Genomic DNA, 15,024 nt, shown 5'->3' on the forward strand with positions numbered 1-15,024 from the left:
GAATATGGCGACGGCTCCGCCCGCTCGCAAGGTTGGGGAGGACGGAGCCGGCGAGGCCGTGCGCGGCCGTGCCGCGGGCCTCACGGCCCGAAGCGCTTGCCCGTCTGCCGGTCGAAGAGGTGAAGGTGCTCGGCACTCGCCGCCACCGACACGGGCGTTCCCGGCGCCAGCAGCGCCTTGCCCGGCAGGCGGGCGATGATGTCCTGCCCCGTGCCCCCGATGGGGCCGTAGACGAAGGTCTCGGCGCCCACCGCCTCCACCGCCGAGACGGGGAAGGTGATGCCGAGGGAATCCTCCGGCACGGCGCCGGTGACCACCATCAGGTGCTCCGGCCTGACACCGAGGATCGCGCCCCCCGCCGGAATGGCGAGGCCCCGCCCGCCGGTCAGCCCGTCGGCCCTCGGCCCGGCCTCACCCGCCGCCACCGGGATGAGGTTCATCGGCGGCGCGCCGATGAAGCTCGCCACGAAGGTCGAGGCCGGCGTCTCGTAGATATCGAGCGGCGCGCCGGTCTGCTCCACCTCGCCCTTGTTCATCACCACGAGCACATCGGCGAGGGTCATCGCCTCGAGCTGGTCGTGGGTGACGTAGACCGAGGTGACGGCCAGCGCCCGCTGCAGCTTCTTGATCTCGACGCGCATCTGGATGCGGAGCTTGGCGTCGAGGTTGGAGAGCGGCTCGTCGAACAGGAAGACCTGCGGCTTGCGCACGATGGCGCGGCCCATGGCGACGCGCTGACGCTGGCCGCCGGAGAGCGCCCTGGGCTTGCGGTCGAGGAAGGGCGTGATCTCGAGGATCCGCGCGGCTTCCTTCACCCGCTCGTCGATCTCCGGCTTGGGCGTCCCGCGGTTCCTGAGGCCATAGGCCATGTTGTCGTAGACGCTCATGTGCGGATAGAGCGCGTAGTTCTGGAACACCATGGCGATGTCGCGCTCGGCCGGCTCGAGCTCGTTCACCCGCCGCGGACCGATGCGGCACTCGCCCGACGTGATCGTCTCCAGCCCCGCGATCATGCGCAGCAGCGTGGACTTGCCGCAGCCCGACGGTCCCACCAGCACGCAGAAGGCGCCGGCCGGCACGTGGATGTCGACGCCGCGCACGGCCTCCACCCCGCCGGCATAGACCTTGCGGACCTTGTCGAGAACGACCTCGCTCATCGGAATTGCCTCACTTCTCGGTCTCGACCAGGCCTTTGACGAAGAGCCGCTGCATCAGGATCACCACCAGCACCGGCGGCAGCATGGCGAGCACCGCCGTGGCCATGGCGATCTGCCACTCCGTCAGGGCGTCCTGCGTCACGATCATCTTCTTGATGCCGATGACGATGGTCTGCATGCTCTCGCGGGTGGTGATCAGCAGCGGCCACAGATACTGGTTCCAGCCGTAGATGAACTGGATGACGAACAGCGCCGCGATCGAGGTGATCGACAGCGGCAGCAGCGTGTCCTTGAAGAACTGCATGGCGCTGGCGCCGTCGATCTTCGAGGCCTCCACCAGCTCGTCGGGCACGGTCATGAAGAACTGCCGGAACAGCAGCGTCGCCGTCGCGGAGGCGATCAGCGGCACGGTCAGGCCGAGATAGCTGTCGAGCAGGCCGAGATCGGCGACGATCTTGTAGGTCGGATAGATGCGCACCTCGACGGGGAGCATCAGCGTGACGAAGATCACCCAGAAGGCGGTCATCCGGAAGGGAAAGCGGAAATAGACGATGGCAAAGGCCGAGATGATCGAGATGGCGATCTTTCCGATGGCGATGGTGAGCGCCATGATCAGGCTGTTCAGCATCATCATGCCGACCGGCTCGCGCGAGGACTTCGCGGTGCCGACGAAGATCGTCTGGTAATAGTTCTCCAGGAGATGCGGGCCCGGCACCAGCGGCATCTGGCCGTTGGAGATGGTCGCCGGATCCCAGGTCGAGGCGACGAAGGCCACATAGACCGGGAAGGCGACGATGAAGATGCCCGCGAGCAGGATCACGTGCGGCAGGAACGAGAAGATCGTCTTGCGCTCGACCATCAGTACTGGACCTTGCGCTCGATGTAGCGGAACTGGATGGCGGTGAGCCCGATGACGAGGATCATCAGGATGACCGATTGCGCGGCCGATCCGCCGAGGTCGCCGCCCAGGCGCCCGTCGGAGAAGACCTTGTAGACGAGCGTCGTCGTCGCCTGGGCGGGGCCGCCGCCGGTGACCGAGTCGATGATGCCGAACGTGTCGAAGAAGACGTAGACGATGTTGACGACCAGCAGGAAGAAGGTGGTCGGCGACAGCAGCGGGAAAATGATGGTCCAGAACCGCCGCGCCGGGCGCGCCCCGTCGATGGCGGCCGCCTCGATGACGCTCTTCGGGATCGACTGCAGGCCGGCGAGGAAGAAGAGGAAGTTGTAGCTGATCTGCTTCCACGTCGCCGCCATCACCACCAGCGTCATGGCGTGGCCGCCGTTGAGCTGCGGGTTCCAGTCGATGCCGAGCGCCCGGATCGCCTGCGCCACCAGGCCGAGCGAGGGCTGGAACATGAAGAGCCAGAGCACGCCGGCGATCGCCGGAGCCACCGCATAGGGCCACATCAGGAAGGTCTTGTAGGCGCCGGCGGCCTTGATCTGCTTGTCCGCCTGCACCGCGAACATCAGCGCGATCGACAGCGAGAAGAAGGTGACGAGGCAGGAGAAGACCAGCGTCGTCAGCATCGAGCGGTAATAGTCGGGATTGGCGAACAGGACCTGATAGTTCTCGAACCAGACGAACTGCATCGTCAGGCCGAAGGCGTCCTGGATGAAGAAGGACTGCCAGACCGCCTGCGCCGCGGGCCAGTAGAAGAAGACGATGGTGATGAGGAGCTGCGGCATCAGAAGCGCGTAGGGCAGCAGCTTGCCGTCGAAGACAACGCGCTTTTCCATGCAGGTTCCCCGAAAAAGACGGACCGGGGCGGGTCGGGCCCGCCCCGGTGCCGAACGTGTGGTGAGGTCAGCGGGTGACGGTGCGCTCGAACTGGCGCAGCATCACGTTGCCGCGCGAGACCGCTGCGTCCAGCGCCGCCTGGGCGCTCTTCTGCCCGGCCAGCGCCGCCTCGATCTCCTCGGCCCAGACGTCGCGCATCTGCACCATGTTGCCGAGGCGCAGGCCGCGAGAATTCTCGGTCGGCGGCTTGTTGTTGAGCTGCAGGATCGGCGTCTCGAGATAGGGGTTCTCGCGGTAGAAGCCGGAGGCCTTCACCTGCTCATAGGCGGCCTGTGTGATCGGCAGGTAGCCGGAGTCGGTGTGCAGCTTCGCCTGGCGGTCGGTCTGCGACAGGAAGGCGAAGAACTTGGCCACGCCGCGATATTCCGCCGCCGGCTTGCCGCCCATGACCCAGAGCGAGGCGCCGCCCAGCGTCGAGTTCTGCGGCGCGCCGGGCGCATCCGGATAATAGGGCATCGGCGCATTGGCCCAGTCGAACTTCGCGTTCGCCTTGACGTTGCCGTAGAAGCCCGACGAGGTCAGGAAGATCGGGCACTCGCCGGAGGTGAAGCGGCCCTCGCCCGTGTTGGTGCGGCCCGAATAGGAGAAGGTGTTGTCCTTCTGCAGGTCGATGAGGTTCTGCAGGTGGCGCACGTGCAGCGGCGAGTTGAACTTCAGCTCTGTGTCGAAGCCGTCGATGCCGTTGGCGCGGGTGGCGAGCGGCACGTTGTGCCAGAGCGAGAACTGCTCGAGGTTCAGCCAGGTGATCCAGGCCGAGGAGAACCCGCACTTGTCATAGCCGGCGGCGCGCAGCTTCTTGGCCGCTTCGAACACTTCCGGCCAGGTCTTCGGCGGCTGGTCAGGGTTGAGCCCCGCCCGGCGGAAGGCGTCCTTGTTGTACCACATGACCGAGGACGACGAGTTGAACGGGAAGGACAGCATCTCCCCGCGCGACGTCGAATAGTAGCCGGCGACGGCCGGCAGATAGGCGCTCGGCACGAAGGGCTCGTTGGCCTCGGCCATGAGCTGGAACACCGGCTTGATGGCGCCGCGGGCGGCCATCATCGTCGCGGTGCCGACCTCGAAGACCTGCAGGATGTGCGGGGCGTTGCCGGCACGGAAGGCGGCGATGCCGGCGTTCATCGTGTCGGGATAGGAGCCCTTGTAGGTCGGCACGACGCGGAACTCGCGCTGCGAGGCGTTGAAGTCCTGCGCCAGCTTGTTGACGACCTCGTTGTTGGCGCCGGTCATGGCGTGCCACCACTGGATTTCGACCTGCGCGGCCGCGGGGGTCGCGGCCATCATCGCTCCGGCAGCGGCGGCCGCGAGCATCGAACGACGGTTGAACATCGGAAAACTTCCTCCCAACAGACGCCTTGCGGCGGCGGTGCGGCTTGCGGCAAGGGCCGCGCCGTTCTGGGTCCGCCGGGCGACGGACGCGTGACACTTTAATGAAGCTTCGATGACAGCGTAAGAGCCTGTCTGTCGAGACGCCGGCGGGGGTTTTTCCACATCGCTGAGTGAACGGCGTCGGCGAGAGCTGCGGTCCGAGAGTCGGGCCTCTGACCCGGAGCGCGCGCGGCGGACCGACGTCCCTCACGCCCGGTGATAGGGATGTCCGGCGAGGATGGTGACGGCGCGGTAGATCTGCTCCAGCGCCATGATCCTCACGAGCTGGTGCGGCCAGGTGAGGGCGCCGAAGGACAGGACGAGGTCGGCCTCGGCCCTAAGCGCCGGATCGAGGCCGTCCGGCCCGCCGACCACCAGCGTCGCGGCCTCTTCCGAGGCGTCCTTCCAGCGCCCGAGCAGCGCCGCGAAATCGGGACTGCCCATGCTGCGTCCCCGCTCGTCCAGCAGCACGAGGCGGCCGGCGCGGGCGCGGCGGATGGCGGCGGCCTCCTCGCTCTTGCGCGCGGCGGCCTCCGGCAGCCGGCTCTCGTCGAGGGTGACGGTGTCGATGGACCGGAAGCCGAGGCCCTTGCCGGCCTTGGCGGCCCGCTCCTGGTAGCGGGCGGCGAGGTCGCTTTCGGGGCCCGCCTTGGCGCGCCCCACGGCGACGAGGATCAGCCGCATGCCGGGCCTCCGGGCGGGGCGGAAAACGCGGGGCGCGGCTGGCTGTCAGCCCGCCAGCCGGTCGCCCGGACGGGCCGCGGACCACATCTTCTCGAGATTGTAGAAGCTGCGGACCTCGGGCCGGAACACGTGGATGATGACGTCGCCGGCGTCCACCAGCACCCAGTCGCAGGCCGGCAGGCCTTCGACGCGGATCTGGCCGACGCCCTTCTCCTTCAGCGCCTTCATCAGATAGTCGGCCAGCGCACCGACATGGCGATGCGAACGCCCGGAGGCCACCACCATCGCATCGGCGATGGAGGTCTTGCCCTTGAGGTCGATGGCCTGGATTTCCTCGGCCTTGTTCTCTTCCAAGGTGTCGAGGACGAGCTGGAGGACGTCCGCGGGAGCGGGGCTAGCCGTCGGAGTCCCGGTGGGCGACGCGCTGGCGTCCGGCCCCGGCAGGGTTGTGGTGGACAGGGTCCAATCCTCTCTGCTTCGCGCCGCGATGGGCGCCACAAGCACGCATCATAGCCGAAAACGTGACGTTTGGAAAACGGAAGCGTGCGACAGGCACTGCAGCCACCGGCACGCGGCCGGCCCGGGCCTCGCATTTCCGCCGGATTCGGTGCACAGAAACGGGCGATGACCGCCCCGAGGGGACCGACACCAGCGAAGGCCAACCTCCGTCTGCCGCCCTGGGCGGCCGGCCTCGGCCGTGCGCGGTTGTGGCTGGCGACCCTGGTCCTGCTCGCGGCGGGCCTCGCGGCCGGCGCCCCCCAGGCGCGCTTCCACGCCCCCGTTCCCGGCGGCGCCGTGCTGGAGCGCGCGGCGGGTGACCTCGCGGTCCTGCGCCAGAGCGAGGCGCCCGCCCTCAAGCGCCGACTGGCGGCCGACGACCGCGCCGGCGGCCCCGACGATCCCGGTGCGGCGCCGCCGTCCCGGCAGCCCGTTCAGGCGCTCGCCGCGAGCGCAACCACGCAGCCCCTCGCTGCCTCCGCCCCGCACCGCCCCGGCGTGCGGCTGCGGCCCGAGGCGCGCGCGCCCCCCGCGGCCTGACGCCCGCCCTCCATCCCTTTCCCCTTCCCGCCACCCGACCGGCCGCCCTGCGGGGCGCCGGGGCGTCGCGCGCCATCGCGACCCGTGGCCTTCGACACAGAGCCTTCCATGTCCATCCAGCAGAAAGACACCCGCCGCAGCACGGCCCCGGTCACCATCGACCTGACCGCCACCGAGGTTCCGAGGCCCCCCGCGGCCGACCGTCCGAAGCCCGCGGCGCCTGCCGCCGAACGCCCGGCTCCGGTCGCCGGGGCCCCCGGCCGCGGAGAGTTCGACGTCCTCAAGCTCCAGCCCGCCCGCTACGACCGCTGGGACCGTCTCTACCGCAACATCGTGCTGGCGCTCTTCGCCGTCGGCATGGTGGCGGGCTTCTGGTTCCGGCACTGAGGAGCCTTCCGGGGCGGCGCGCAGCCGCCCCGGGGTTGACAGCGGTGCCATCAAATACTTAACCTGTGAGTTAAGTGATGATTGAGGAGTCCCCCGATGCCCGAGACCGCCGTCATTCCCCACCTGACCATCGAGGGGGCTTCCGAGGCCATCGCCTTCTACGTCGCCGCCCTCGGCGCCACCGAACTGGCGCGCATGCCGGCCAAGGACGGCAAGCGCCTGCTCCATGCCGCGCTCACCATCAACGGCGCCACGGTCTTCCTGCACGACGACTTCCCCGAACACGTGTTTCCCGGCGCCAATTTCGGCGCGCCGCCCCGCGTCGGCGGCGTCTCCGTCACCATGCATCTCAGGGTCGACGACTGCGACGCCTGGTACGACCGCGCCATGAAGGCCGGCGCCACCAAGGTCATGGCGCCGCACGACGCCTTCTGGGGCGATCGCTACGGCCAGATCGTCGACCCCTTCGGCCATTCCTGGAGCTTCGCCCACACGCTCGCCGCGAAGGCGTGACCCGGTGACCTGGAGAGGATCGATGCTCTACGCCCTCGCCGCCGTCCTCATCGCCATCGCCGGCCTTCTCGCCTATGCCGCGACCCGCCCGGATCACTTCCGGATCGAGCGGTCGGCCGTGATCGCCGCACCGCCGGAGACGATCCGGCCGCTGATCGCCGACTTCCGCGCCTGGCGCGACTGGTCGCCCTGGGAGGCGAAGGACCCCGCCATGAAGCGCATGCTGTCCGGTGCCGAGGCCGGCGTGGGCGCGGTCTACGGCTGGGAGGGCAACGGTCAGGTCGGCACCGGTCGCATGGAGATCGTCGAGGACGCGCCGCGGCGCGTCGCGATCAAGCTCGACTTCCTCAAGCCCTTCGAGGCGCACAACCTCGCCGAGTTCACCCTCGCGCCCGAGGGCGCCGGCACCCGCGTGACCTGGGCCATGTCCGGCCCCCAGCCCTTCATCGCCAAGCTGATGGGCATCGTCTTCAGCATGGAGCGCATGGTCGGCCCCGATTTCGAGGCCGGCCTCGCCAACCTCAAGCGTCGGGCGGAGGGCTGACGCGCCGCACGTTCCCCCCAAGACCAACCAACACGAGGAGATACGCCATGTTCGGAGAACCGCAGAAGGAGCACGCCTGGCTGCAGCGCTTCATCGGCACCTGGGACTACGACCACGACTGCCCGGAGAACCCCGGCAAGAAGCTGAAGGGGCGGCAGACCTTCACCTCCCTCGGCGGCTTCTGGATCGTCGGCGAAGGCACGGGCGAGATGCCCGGCGGCGGCGAGGCGAAGATGCTGCTGACCATCGGCTACGATCCGGCCAAGGGGCGCTATGTCGGCACCTGGGTCGGCTCGATGATGGCGAACCTCTGGGTCTATGACGGCGAGCTCGACGCGGCCGGCAAGACCCTGACGCTCCAGGCCGACGGCCCCGCCTTCTCCGGCGACGGCACCATCGTCACCTATCAGGACATCATCGAGGTGAAGTCCGACGACCACTACGAGTTCCGCGGGCAGGTGCGCCAGCCCGACGGCTCGTGGCACGTCTTCATGCGCTCCGACTACCGTCGCGCCGCCTGACGCATCACACGCGCTTCCTGAACATCAGGATCACCGCGACGGGCACGACGAAGCCGATGACCGTCGCGGTGATGAGGAGGTCGCCGAGCTCGGCATAGTTGCCGCGGCCGACCGTGAAGATCTGGTTCAGGTACTTGGTCTGGAGCTGCCCCGCCACCAGCGCGAGGTTCATCAGCGAGGCCATCAGCGCGAACCAGGTCGCCCGCCGCCCCTCCGGCGCGTAATACGCGATGAGGGTGAGCAGCGGGATCATCGACAGCTGCGCGAAGGGCGAGGACGTCGCCGCATCCACGACCGCGATGGTGCGCGCACCGAAGCCGAAGGTTGCCTGCGTCCAGTCCGCGAGGCCGTAGAACAGCCCGATGTTCGGCAGCGACAGGATCGTGCCGGCCACCGCGATCCAGAACAGAACGCTCGTCACCGAATATTCGGTGAGCTGCTTGGAGAACAGCCACATGGCCGCGATGGCCAGCACCGCGCCGGTCTGCCGCAGCACGCCGTAAAAGGCCTCGTCGAATTTCAGAACGTCCAGCGACCACCAGAAATAGCCGTCGCCGACGCCGGGCGTGGCGCGGAAGGCGAAGATGATGACGGAGGCGAAGAGGATGGCGCGGCGCGTCTTCGGGTCGATGTCGCGGGTGACGAGATGCAGCATGGTCAGCACGATCGCCATGGATCCGACGAAGACCACCTCCTGCGCATAGGGCACGCCGACGAGCGCCACCGACACGACGAAGGCGCCGAAGGCGATGCCGCCGCCGAGGATCCGCCAGTCGAGCGGCCGCCGCTGGGCCATCTCGGCCGGCGCCGCGAGGATGCCGGCGACCGAGAGGAGCGGAATGGCGAGGCCGCAGAGGAAGACCTGTTCGCGGGTGAGGTGCTGGGCGAGCCAGCCGGAGAGCCCGGCGACCGACAGGATACCGATGCCGAGCGCCAGCCGCCCCAGCACCTGCACCATGCCGAGCTCGGCGCGGATATCCGCATCCGGGCGGGCAGCGCCGGTCTCGTCGGTGCGGGCGACCACCTCCGAGGACATGGCGTCGGCCACCACGTCCTGGATGACCGCTCCGAGCACGATGAGCAGCACGCCGAGCACATAGGCCTGGTCGGACCTGACACCCGCCAGCCATCCGCCGGCCGAGCCGGCGAGCGTCAGGAGCCCCAGCGCCACCAGCGCAGCGCCGATCAGCACATAGGCCCGCCGCTGCGAGCCGAAGAGGGGAACGCTGTCGACGAGCTGGCCGAAGACCATCTTGATGGTCCAGGGCAGGCTGAGCCAGACACCGATGCCGGCGAGGTCGGCCGGCGACAGCGACAGGCTCTCCTTCACCCACATGTCGCGCGCGACATCGATGATGCCGAGGGCGCCATAGGCGAAATAGACGAGGAGGAGCGGCAGATAGGCGCTCTTCAGCGCGCGGACGGGGCGGGCCACATTGTCGTGCCAGACCGCGGCGAGACGGGTGGCGAGCGCCCCCGGCTCATGCGGCCGCGGCGCGACGGGATCGGGGGCGCCGCTCGTCTGGGATGTCACGCTGTTCGGGTCCGGGCCGGCTGCATCGCCACCTGTCTGTCACCGCCCGGGCGGACGGGTCAAGCCGGCGCTCAACCTGCGTGGCAGGGCGTGCCCTTCGGCGCCTTCGCGCAGGCGATGGCGCCCAACGTCTCGGCGATGCGCTCCTCGCCGGCCTTGACCGAGGAGACCGGCCATTCCGCGACGACCTGGTCGGCCTTGCGGAACACGACCTTGAAGGGCTTGCCCTCGAAAGCGCTCGGACGAACTTCCGCTGTCAGCTGCATTGTGGCCTCCCTTTCAAAACGACGGTGATACGACCGCGCCAAGGGATCAGATGGTCGCGGCGACAGTGTGGCGCATCCCCGCAATTTTCGTGGAATGATCAAAGATTTGCGAGCAGCCGGCTAAGTGCCGGAGAGGGCCCAGACGGCCGTGCGCTTGATCTCGAGGTCCTCCAGCGCCCGCGTCACCGGCACCTCGTATTCGGCCTGCTTCGCCAGCCCGGACTTCGGCAGGTAGGTGCGGCCGGGATCGCCGATCAGCACCACCGTCCCGCGCGCCGCGAGCGGCCCCAGCCAGCCCAGCATCGCCTCCGTCATGTCGCGCTGGTAGCAGATGTCGCCGGCGAGGATCACGTCGAACCCGCCGTCGCTGCCGACGGGGTCGCGCGTCTCGGCCCTGACCTGGACCCCGTTCGCCGTGGCGTTGAGCCCGACGGCCACTGCGCAGAAGGCGTCGATGTCCACGGCGGTGACGGCGCCAGCCCCCGCCATGGCCGCCGCGATGGCGACGAGGCCCGAACCGGTGGCGACGTCGAGGACGCTCTTGCCCCGCACGACCTCGGGATGGTCGAGGACGTAGCGCGCCAGCGCCTGCCCGCCGGCCCAGGCGAAGGCCCAGAACGGCGGCGGCAGGCCGATCTCGCCGAGCTCCTCTTCCGTCTTCTGCCACAGCGCCGTCGCCTCGTCGGCGAGGTGCAGGACGATCTCGGGGGCATGCGGTACGGCGAGCAGCCGCGTATGGGTGCGGATGAAGGCGGCGCGGTCGAGGATGGGCCCGGTCATCGGCGCGGCCTCGCCGTCACGAAAAAAGCCGGGCGCTGGGCCCGGCTCTCGTCATGTCGCGCTCCGACGGCGCTCACTGCGTCAGCGGCGCGCCGCCCGGCATCTGGCCGCCGGTCTCGGCCATGCGCTGGCGGTAGAGCGCGGCGAAATCGACCGGGTCGAGATAGAGCGGCGGGAAGCCGCCGTCGCGGGTGGCGTTGGCGATGATCTGGCGCGCGAAGGGGAAGAGCAGGCGCGGGCACTCGATCAGCACGATCGGGTGGACAGCCTCCTGCGGCACGTTGGCGATGCGGAAGATGCCGCCGAAGACGAGCTCGAACTTGAAGAGCGTCATTTCCTTCGTCTTGGCGTCGCCCTCGATGGTGAGTTCGATCTGGAACTCCTGCTCGCTCATCGGATTGGCGTTGACGTTGATCTGGATGTTGATCGCCGGCTGGTCGCTCTGCGGCATGAGCGAGCGCGGGGCGTTGCGGTTCTCGAAGGAGAAGTCGCGCACATACTGAGCGAGGACGTTGAGCTGCGGGGCCGCTTCGAGGGCGGTGTCGCCGTTCGGGGTCATCAGGAAGTCTCCGGTGGCGCCGCAGGCGGCGGCTTCGAGGTGTTCGGTCGATCCGTGGCGGGCTCGCTAGCACGCGGGAACCCGTGCGGGCAAGGCGGGCCGGGTGCGATCAGCCTTTTCCCGGGGGACCGAGGCGCGGATCGGCGGCCGGCGGGCGCCGCTCCTCGCGCCAGTCGGCGGGCTCGAGATCGACGACGCCGGGGGGCGGCGGACGCTGGCCGGTCGTGACGACGCCGCGTCCCATGAGGAAGCCGCGCAGTGCCGGCACCAGCAGGATCACCGCGAGAATGTCGGTGACGAAGCCGGGAATGGCGAGCAGCAGGCCGGCGAAGGCGGTGAGCATGCCGCTGCGGGCCGCTTCCCCGCTCAGCAGGACCACGCCGCCCGAGCGCATCACCTGGGCGAACAGCAGCTTCGCCCCACCCTTCAGCAGCACGATGCCGAGGAAGGAGGTGAGGAACACCGCGAGCAGGGCGCCGACGAAGCCGATCTTGCCCGCCACGAAGAAGAACGTGGCGAACTCCAGGAAGGGCAGTGCGATGAGGCCGAGCACCAGCCAGCGAAGGTGGATCATCGAGAAATCTCCGCCGTCATAGCTGGTCCTTCCCTCGCCCTTTCGCAAGCGGATGGACCGTCGCAGGGGCAGGGTGGAGCAAACGACGAGAATGGAAGGCCCCACCCGCACCCTCCCCGCGGCGCGGGGAGGGAAACTTCGACGGTCAGCCCACCAACCGCGGTCGTGCCTGCCGCGACCGTCGAAGACGGGACGCGACGCTGTAGCCTCCCTCCCCTCGCCCGGCGAGGGGAGGGTAAGGGTGGGGCATTGGTGCGTGTTCCGACCTCAGGCCGCCACCGGCGTCCGCCCCGCGAGCACCTGGCTCATCACGGCCAGATCGACGTTCTGGCCCGACGGATGACGCCGGCCTTGCGGCCCTCGAGCCGCTCCGCCTCCTGCGCGAGCGCCGCGAGCGCCGCGGCGCCCGCACCCTCCGCGGCATTGTGCGTGTCGGTCCAGTAGATGCGCATGGCCTCGGCGATGGCGTCCTCGGAAACGGTGACGCATCGCGCCGCGCCGCGGGCGATCAGCGCGAAGGCCTCCGCATTTGGAATCCGCACCGCCATGCCGTCGGCAAAGCTCGCGGCATCGTTGGTCTCGACGACACGGCCGGCCGCCAGAGACAGCGCATAGGCCGGCGCGTTCTCGGCCACCACGGCCACGACCTCGGTGGTCAGTCCGAGCAGATCGCGCGCCGCGATCACCCCGCAGATGCCCGAGCCGAGGCCGATCGGCACATAGACGACGTCGAGGTCGGGGTGCGCCGTGAACAGCTCCAGCGCATAGGTGCCGACGCCCATGACCAGGTCGCGCTGGAAGGAGGCGGCGAACTCATAGCCGCGTTCGGCGGCGATCTCCACGGCGCGGGCCCGCGCCTCGTCGAAGTCGCGGCCGTGTTCGATGAGTTCGGCGCCGAAGGCCTTCATCGCCGCGTTCTTCTCCACCGAATTGCCGTGCGGCACGACGATGACCACCGGCAGGTCGGCCCGGCGGGCGGCGAAGGCGAGGCTCTGGCCGTGATTGCCGCGCGTCGCCGAGACGATGCCCTTCACGTCAGGCCGCTCGCGCTTCAGCCGGTCGACATAGACGAGGCCGCCGCGCACCTTGAAGGCGCCGGTGGGCGTGTGGTTCTCGTGCTTGACCACCACCTCGCAGCCGAAGCGTGCGGCGAGCAGCGGCCAGGCGAAGGCCGGCGTCGGCGGCATCGCCGTCTGCACCAGGGCGTGGGCGGCGTGGAGCTCGTCGAGGGTGAAGGGCTCCATGGCTCAGGCCGCCCGCGCCGGAAACACGCCGGCACGCCCGAGGGCCGAGGGCAGCGGCTTGCCGAGCACGCCGGAGAGCCAGCGCGAGGTGTCGAGCAGTGTGTCGATGTCGAGGCCGGTCTCGATGCCCATGCGGTTGAAGACGTAGACGAGGTCTTCCGTCGCGACATTGCCCGTCGCCGCGGGGGCGAAGGGGCAGCCACCGACGCCCCCCGTCGAGGCGTCGAGGAAGTCGACGCCCGCCTCAACCGCGGCGATGGCATTGGCGACGCCGGTGTTGCGCGTGTCGTGGAAATGGCACCGCCACTTGATGGAGGTCGATAGCGCGCGCGCCCGCGCCAGCATCTCCGTCACCTGCGGCGGCACGGCGCAGCCGATCGTGTCGGCGAAACCGATGTCGAAGGGATCGCTCTTCAGGAGCTCCTCCACGATTCCCATGACCCGCTCCACCGACACCTCGCCGTCGAAGGGACAGCCGAAGGACGTCGCCAGCGAGATCGACATGGGAAGGCCGGCGGCCCGGGCGATGGCCGCGACGTCGCGGGTGCCGTTCACGAGATCCGCCACGGAGGCGTTCTGGTTGCGGTTGGCGAAGGTCTCCGAGGCGACCACGACATAGTTGATCTGGCTGCACTTCGCCGCCACCGCCCGCTCCGCGCCGCGGGCGTTCAGCGCGAGGCCGATCAGGTTGCGGTCGGCATAGCGGGGCGCGAGGCCCGCCATCACGCCTTCAGCATCCGCCATCTGCGGCACGCGCTTCGGATTGGCGAAGGACACCGCCTCGACATGGCGGAAGCCGGCGGTGAAGGAGCGCTCGACGAGGCTGATCTTGTCCTCCGTCGAGACCATCACCTTCTCGTTCTGCAGCCCGTCGCGCGGGGCGACCTCGATGATGGCGACGGAACGTTGCTTCTGGGTCATGGGCGATCCTCCGGTGCGCCTTTGTCGGCAAGGACGGAGGCCGTGGCAAGACGTCCGGATGGCGGCGCGCCCGGCGCCATGGCATAGCTTCGCCCCCGCCCCCCGGGGCGGCAACGAGAGATACGAGGGAGACACGCCCATGGCGACGGCACGCGCGGTTCGGCTTCACGGCTTCGGCGAGCCGGCGGTGATGGCGATCGAGACCATCGACCTGCCGCCGCCCGGCGCGGGCGAGGTGCAGATCCGCCAGACCGCCGTCGGCTTCAACTTCATCGACGTCTACCAGCGCCGAGGCACCTACCCGCTCCCCACCCCGACCGGGCTCGGCCACGAGGCGGCCGGCGTCGTGGAGGCCGTCGGCGAGGGTGTCACCGCGCTGCAGCCCGGCGACCGCGTCGCCTACATCAATGCCGGCATCGGCGCCTATGCCGACCGCCGCATCGTGCCGGCCGAGCGCCTGGTGATCCTGCCCGAGGCGGTGTCGGACGCCGCCGCCGCGACCCTCATCTTCAAGGGGCTCACCGCACAGTACCTCCTGCGCAAGACTCACCGTGTCGTGCCGGGCGACCTCATCCTCGTCCATTCCGCCGCCGGCGGCGTCGGCCAGATCCTGGTCCGCTGGGGCAAGGCGCTCGGCGCAGAGGTCATCGCCACCGCCGGCGGGCCGGAGAAATGCGCGCTGGCCAAGCGCATCGGCGCCGACCACGCCGTCGACTACCGCGAGGAGGACTGGCCGGCCGCGGTGCTCGCCGCCACCGGTGGGCGCAAGGCGCGGGTCGTCTACGACGCCGTCGGCAAGGACACATTTTTGAAGTCGCTGGACTGCATCCAGCCCTTCGGCCTGATGGTCTCCTACGGCGCAGCCTCCGGGCCGGCGCCGGACATCCACCCCGAGCTTCTCAACAAGAAGGGCTGCCTCTATCTCACGCGGCCCTCGGTCTTCCCGCACAATGCCGATCCGGCCGTGTTCCGCGAGAATGCCGCCGAGCTCTTCGCCGCCATCGCCGCGGGCCATGTGACGGTCGACATCGGCGCCCGCTTCGCCCTCGACGACATCGCCGCGGCGCACCGGGCGGCGGAGGCGCGGGCGACGACGGGGGCCATCCTCATCACGCCGTGAGGGGCTGAGCCGC

General features: G+C 69.4%; 18 protein-coding genes and 1 pseudogene. 6 read left to right on the forward strand and 13 right to left on the reverse strand.

The annotated features are described in order from the left end of the window. Nucleotides 1-80 precede the first annotated feature (80 nt). The 6 genes from C6569_RS16290 to rsfS all read right to left on the reverse strand — a co-directional run bounded on the left by C6569_RS16290 (nucleotide 81) and on the right by rsfS (nucleotide 5,469). Nucleotides 81-1,157, reverse strand: coding sequence for a sn-glycerol-3-phosphate import ATP-binding protein UgpC (locus C6569_RS16290; RefSeq protein ID WP_106749829.1), 1,077 nt, complete (start codon nucleotides 1,155-1,157; stop codon nucleotides 81-83). A gap of 10 nt (nucleotides 1,158-1,167) precedes the next feature. Continuing rightward, entirely contained in the window at nucleotides 1,168-2,016 is an 849-nt protein-coding gene (ugpE, locus tag C6569_RS16295) for a sn-glycerol-3-phosphate ABC transporter permease UgpE (protein ID WP_106749830.1), read from the reverse strand. After that, entirely contained in the window at nucleotides 2,016-2,897 is an 882-nt protein-coding gene (gene ugpA, locus C6569_RS16300; protein ID WP_106749831.1) for a sn-glycerol-3-phosphate ABC transporter permease UgpA, read from the reverse strand. Before ugpA ends, ugpE begins: the two co-directional genes overlap by 1 nt. 67 nt (nucleotides 2,898-2,964) lie before the next feature. Then, nucleotides 2,965-4,287 (reverse strand): sn-glycerol-3-phosphate ABC transporter substrate-binding protein UgpB, encoded by a 1,323-nt coding sequence (gene ugpB, locus C6569_RS16305; RefSeq protein ID WP_106749832.1) that lies wholly within the window; start codon nucleotides 4,285-4,287, stop codon nucleotides 2,965-2,967. A gap of 246 nt (nucleotides 4,288-4,533) precedes the next feature. Then, the gene (gene rlmH, locus C6569_RS16310; protein WP_106749833.1) at nucleotides 4,534-5,010 is read right to left on the reverse strand and encodes a 23S rRNA (pseudouridine(1915)-N(3))-methyltransferase RlmH; all 477 of its coding nucleotides are present in this window, start codon (nucleotides 5,008-5,010) and stop codon (nucleotides 4,534-4,536) included. Nucleotides 5,011-5,055: 45 nt separating this feature from the next. Beyond that, a complete protein-coding gene (rsfS, locus tag C6569_RS16315) occupies nucleotides 5,056-5,469 on the reverse strand; it encodes a ribosome silencing factor (RefSeq protein ID WP_181314017.1) in 414 nt (137 codons plus the stop codon). Nucleotides 5,470-5,634: 165 nt separating this feature from the next. Here rsfS and C6569_RS16320 point away from each other — a divergent pair, with 165 nt between their 5' ends. From C6569_RS16320 to C6569_RS16340, 5 genes are all read left to right on the forward strand, one after another. Then, complete coding sequence (locus C6569_RS16320; protein ID WP_106749834.1) at nucleotides 5,635-6,048, forward strand: hypothetical protein; 414 nt, start codon at nucleotides 5,635-5,637, stop codon at nucleotides 6,046-6,048. A gap of 108 nt (nucleotides 6,049-6,156) precedes the next feature. Continuing rightward, nucleotides 6,157-6,435, forward strand: a complete 279-nt coding sequence (locus C6569_RS16325) for a hypothetical protein (RefSeq protein ID WP_106749835.1) — start codon at nucleotides 6,157-6,159, stop codon at nucleotides 6,433-6,435. A 96-nt stretch (nucleotides 6,436-6,531) separates the two neighbouring features. Next, nucleotides 6,532-6,948 (forward strand): VOC family protein, encoded by a 417-nt coding sequence (locus C6569_RS16330; protein ID WP_106749836.1) that lies wholly within the window; start codon nucleotides 6,532-6,534, stop codon nucleotides 6,946-6,948. A 22-nt stretch (nucleotides 6,949-6,970) separates the two neighbouring features. After that, nucleotides 6,971-7,492, forward strand: coding sequence for an SRPBCC family protein (locus C6569_RS16335; protein WP_106749837.1), 522 nt, complete (start codon nucleotides 6,971-6,973; stop codon nucleotides 7,490-7,492). A 47-nt stretch (nucleotides 7,493-7,539) separates the two neighbouring features. Next, nucleotides 7,540-8,013 (forward strand): DUF1579 domain-containing protein, encoded by a 474-nt coding sequence (locus C6569_RS16340; RefSeq protein WP_106749838.1) that lies wholly within the window; start codon nucleotides 7,540-7,542, stop codon nucleotides 8,011-8,013. Between the two features lie 4 nt (nucleotides 8,014-8,017). Here C6569_RS16340 and C6569_RS16345 read toward each other — a convergent pair whose 3' ends face one another. The 7 genes and pseudogenes from C6569_RS16345 to C6569_RS16375 all read right to left on the reverse strand — a co-directional run bounded on the left by C6569_RS16345 (nucleotide 8,018) and on the right by C6569_RS16375 (nucleotide 13,891). Next, a complete protein-coding gene (locus C6569_RS16345) occupies nucleotides 8,018-9,547 on the reverse strand; it encodes an MFS transporter (RefSeq protein WP_106749839.1) in 1,530 nt (509 codons plus the stop codon). Between the two features lie 71 nt (nucleotides 9,548-9,618). Further along, nucleotides 9,619-9,813: a hypothetical protein gene (locus C6569_RS16350; protein ID WP_106749840.1), complete on the reverse strand. Its 195-nt coding sequence runs from the start codon at nucleotides 9,811-9,813 to the stop codon at nucleotides 9,619-9,621. 120 nt (nucleotides 9,814-9,933) lie between these two features. Continuing rightward, nucleotides 9,934-10,593: a class I SAM-dependent methyltransferase gene (locus C6569_RS16355; RefSeq protein WP_106749841.1), complete on the reverse strand. Its 660-nt coding sequence runs from the start codon at nucleotides 10,591-10,593 to the stop codon at nucleotides 9,934-9,936. 73 nt (nucleotides 10,594-10,666) lie between these two features. Continuing rightward, complete coding sequence (secB, locus tag C6569_RS16360) at nucleotides 10,667-11,152, reverse strand: protein-export chaperone SecB (protein WP_106749842.1); 486 nt, start codon at nucleotides 11,150-11,152, stop codon at nucleotides 10,667-10,669. Between the two features lie 109 nt (nucleotides 11,153-11,261). Beyond that, entirely contained in the window at nucleotides 11,262-11,726 is a 465-nt protein-coding gene (locus tag C6569_RS16365) for an FxsA family protein (RefSeq protein ID WP_106749843.1), read from the reverse strand. 267 nt (nucleotides 11,727-11,993) lie between these two features. After that, nucleotides 11,994-12,970, reverse strand: a pseudogene (locus C6569_RS16370) (threonine dehydratase). A 3-nt stretch (nucleotides 12,971-12,973) separates the two neighbouring features. Then, on the reverse strand, nucleotides 12,974-13,891 hold the full coding sequence (locus C6569_RS16375) for a hydroxymethylglutaryl-CoA lyase (RefSeq protein WP_106749845.1): 918 nt from the start codon (nucleotides 13,889-13,891) through the stop codon (nucleotides 12,974-12,976). 139 nt (nucleotides 13,892-14,030) lie between these two features. On the opposite strand from C6569_RS16375, the gene C6569_RS16380 reads away from it, so the two are divergent. Beyond that, nucleotides 14,031-15,011 carry a quinone oxidoreductase family protein gene (locus C6569_RS16380; RefSeq protein WP_106749846.1) on the forward strand — a complete coding sequence of 327 codons (981 nt, stop codon included), beginning with the start codon at nucleotides 14,031-14,033 and terminating at the stop codon, nucleotides 15,009-15,011. The last annotated feature ends 13 nt before the right edge of the window (nucleotides 15,012-15,024 follow it).

The sequence above is a fragment of the Phreatobacter cathodiphilus genome (genome assembly GCF_003008515.1).
Taxonomy (GTDB): domain Bacteria; phylum Pseudomonadota; class Alphaproteobacteria; order Rhizobiales; family Phreatobacteraceae; genus Phreatobacter; species Phreatobacter cathodiphilus.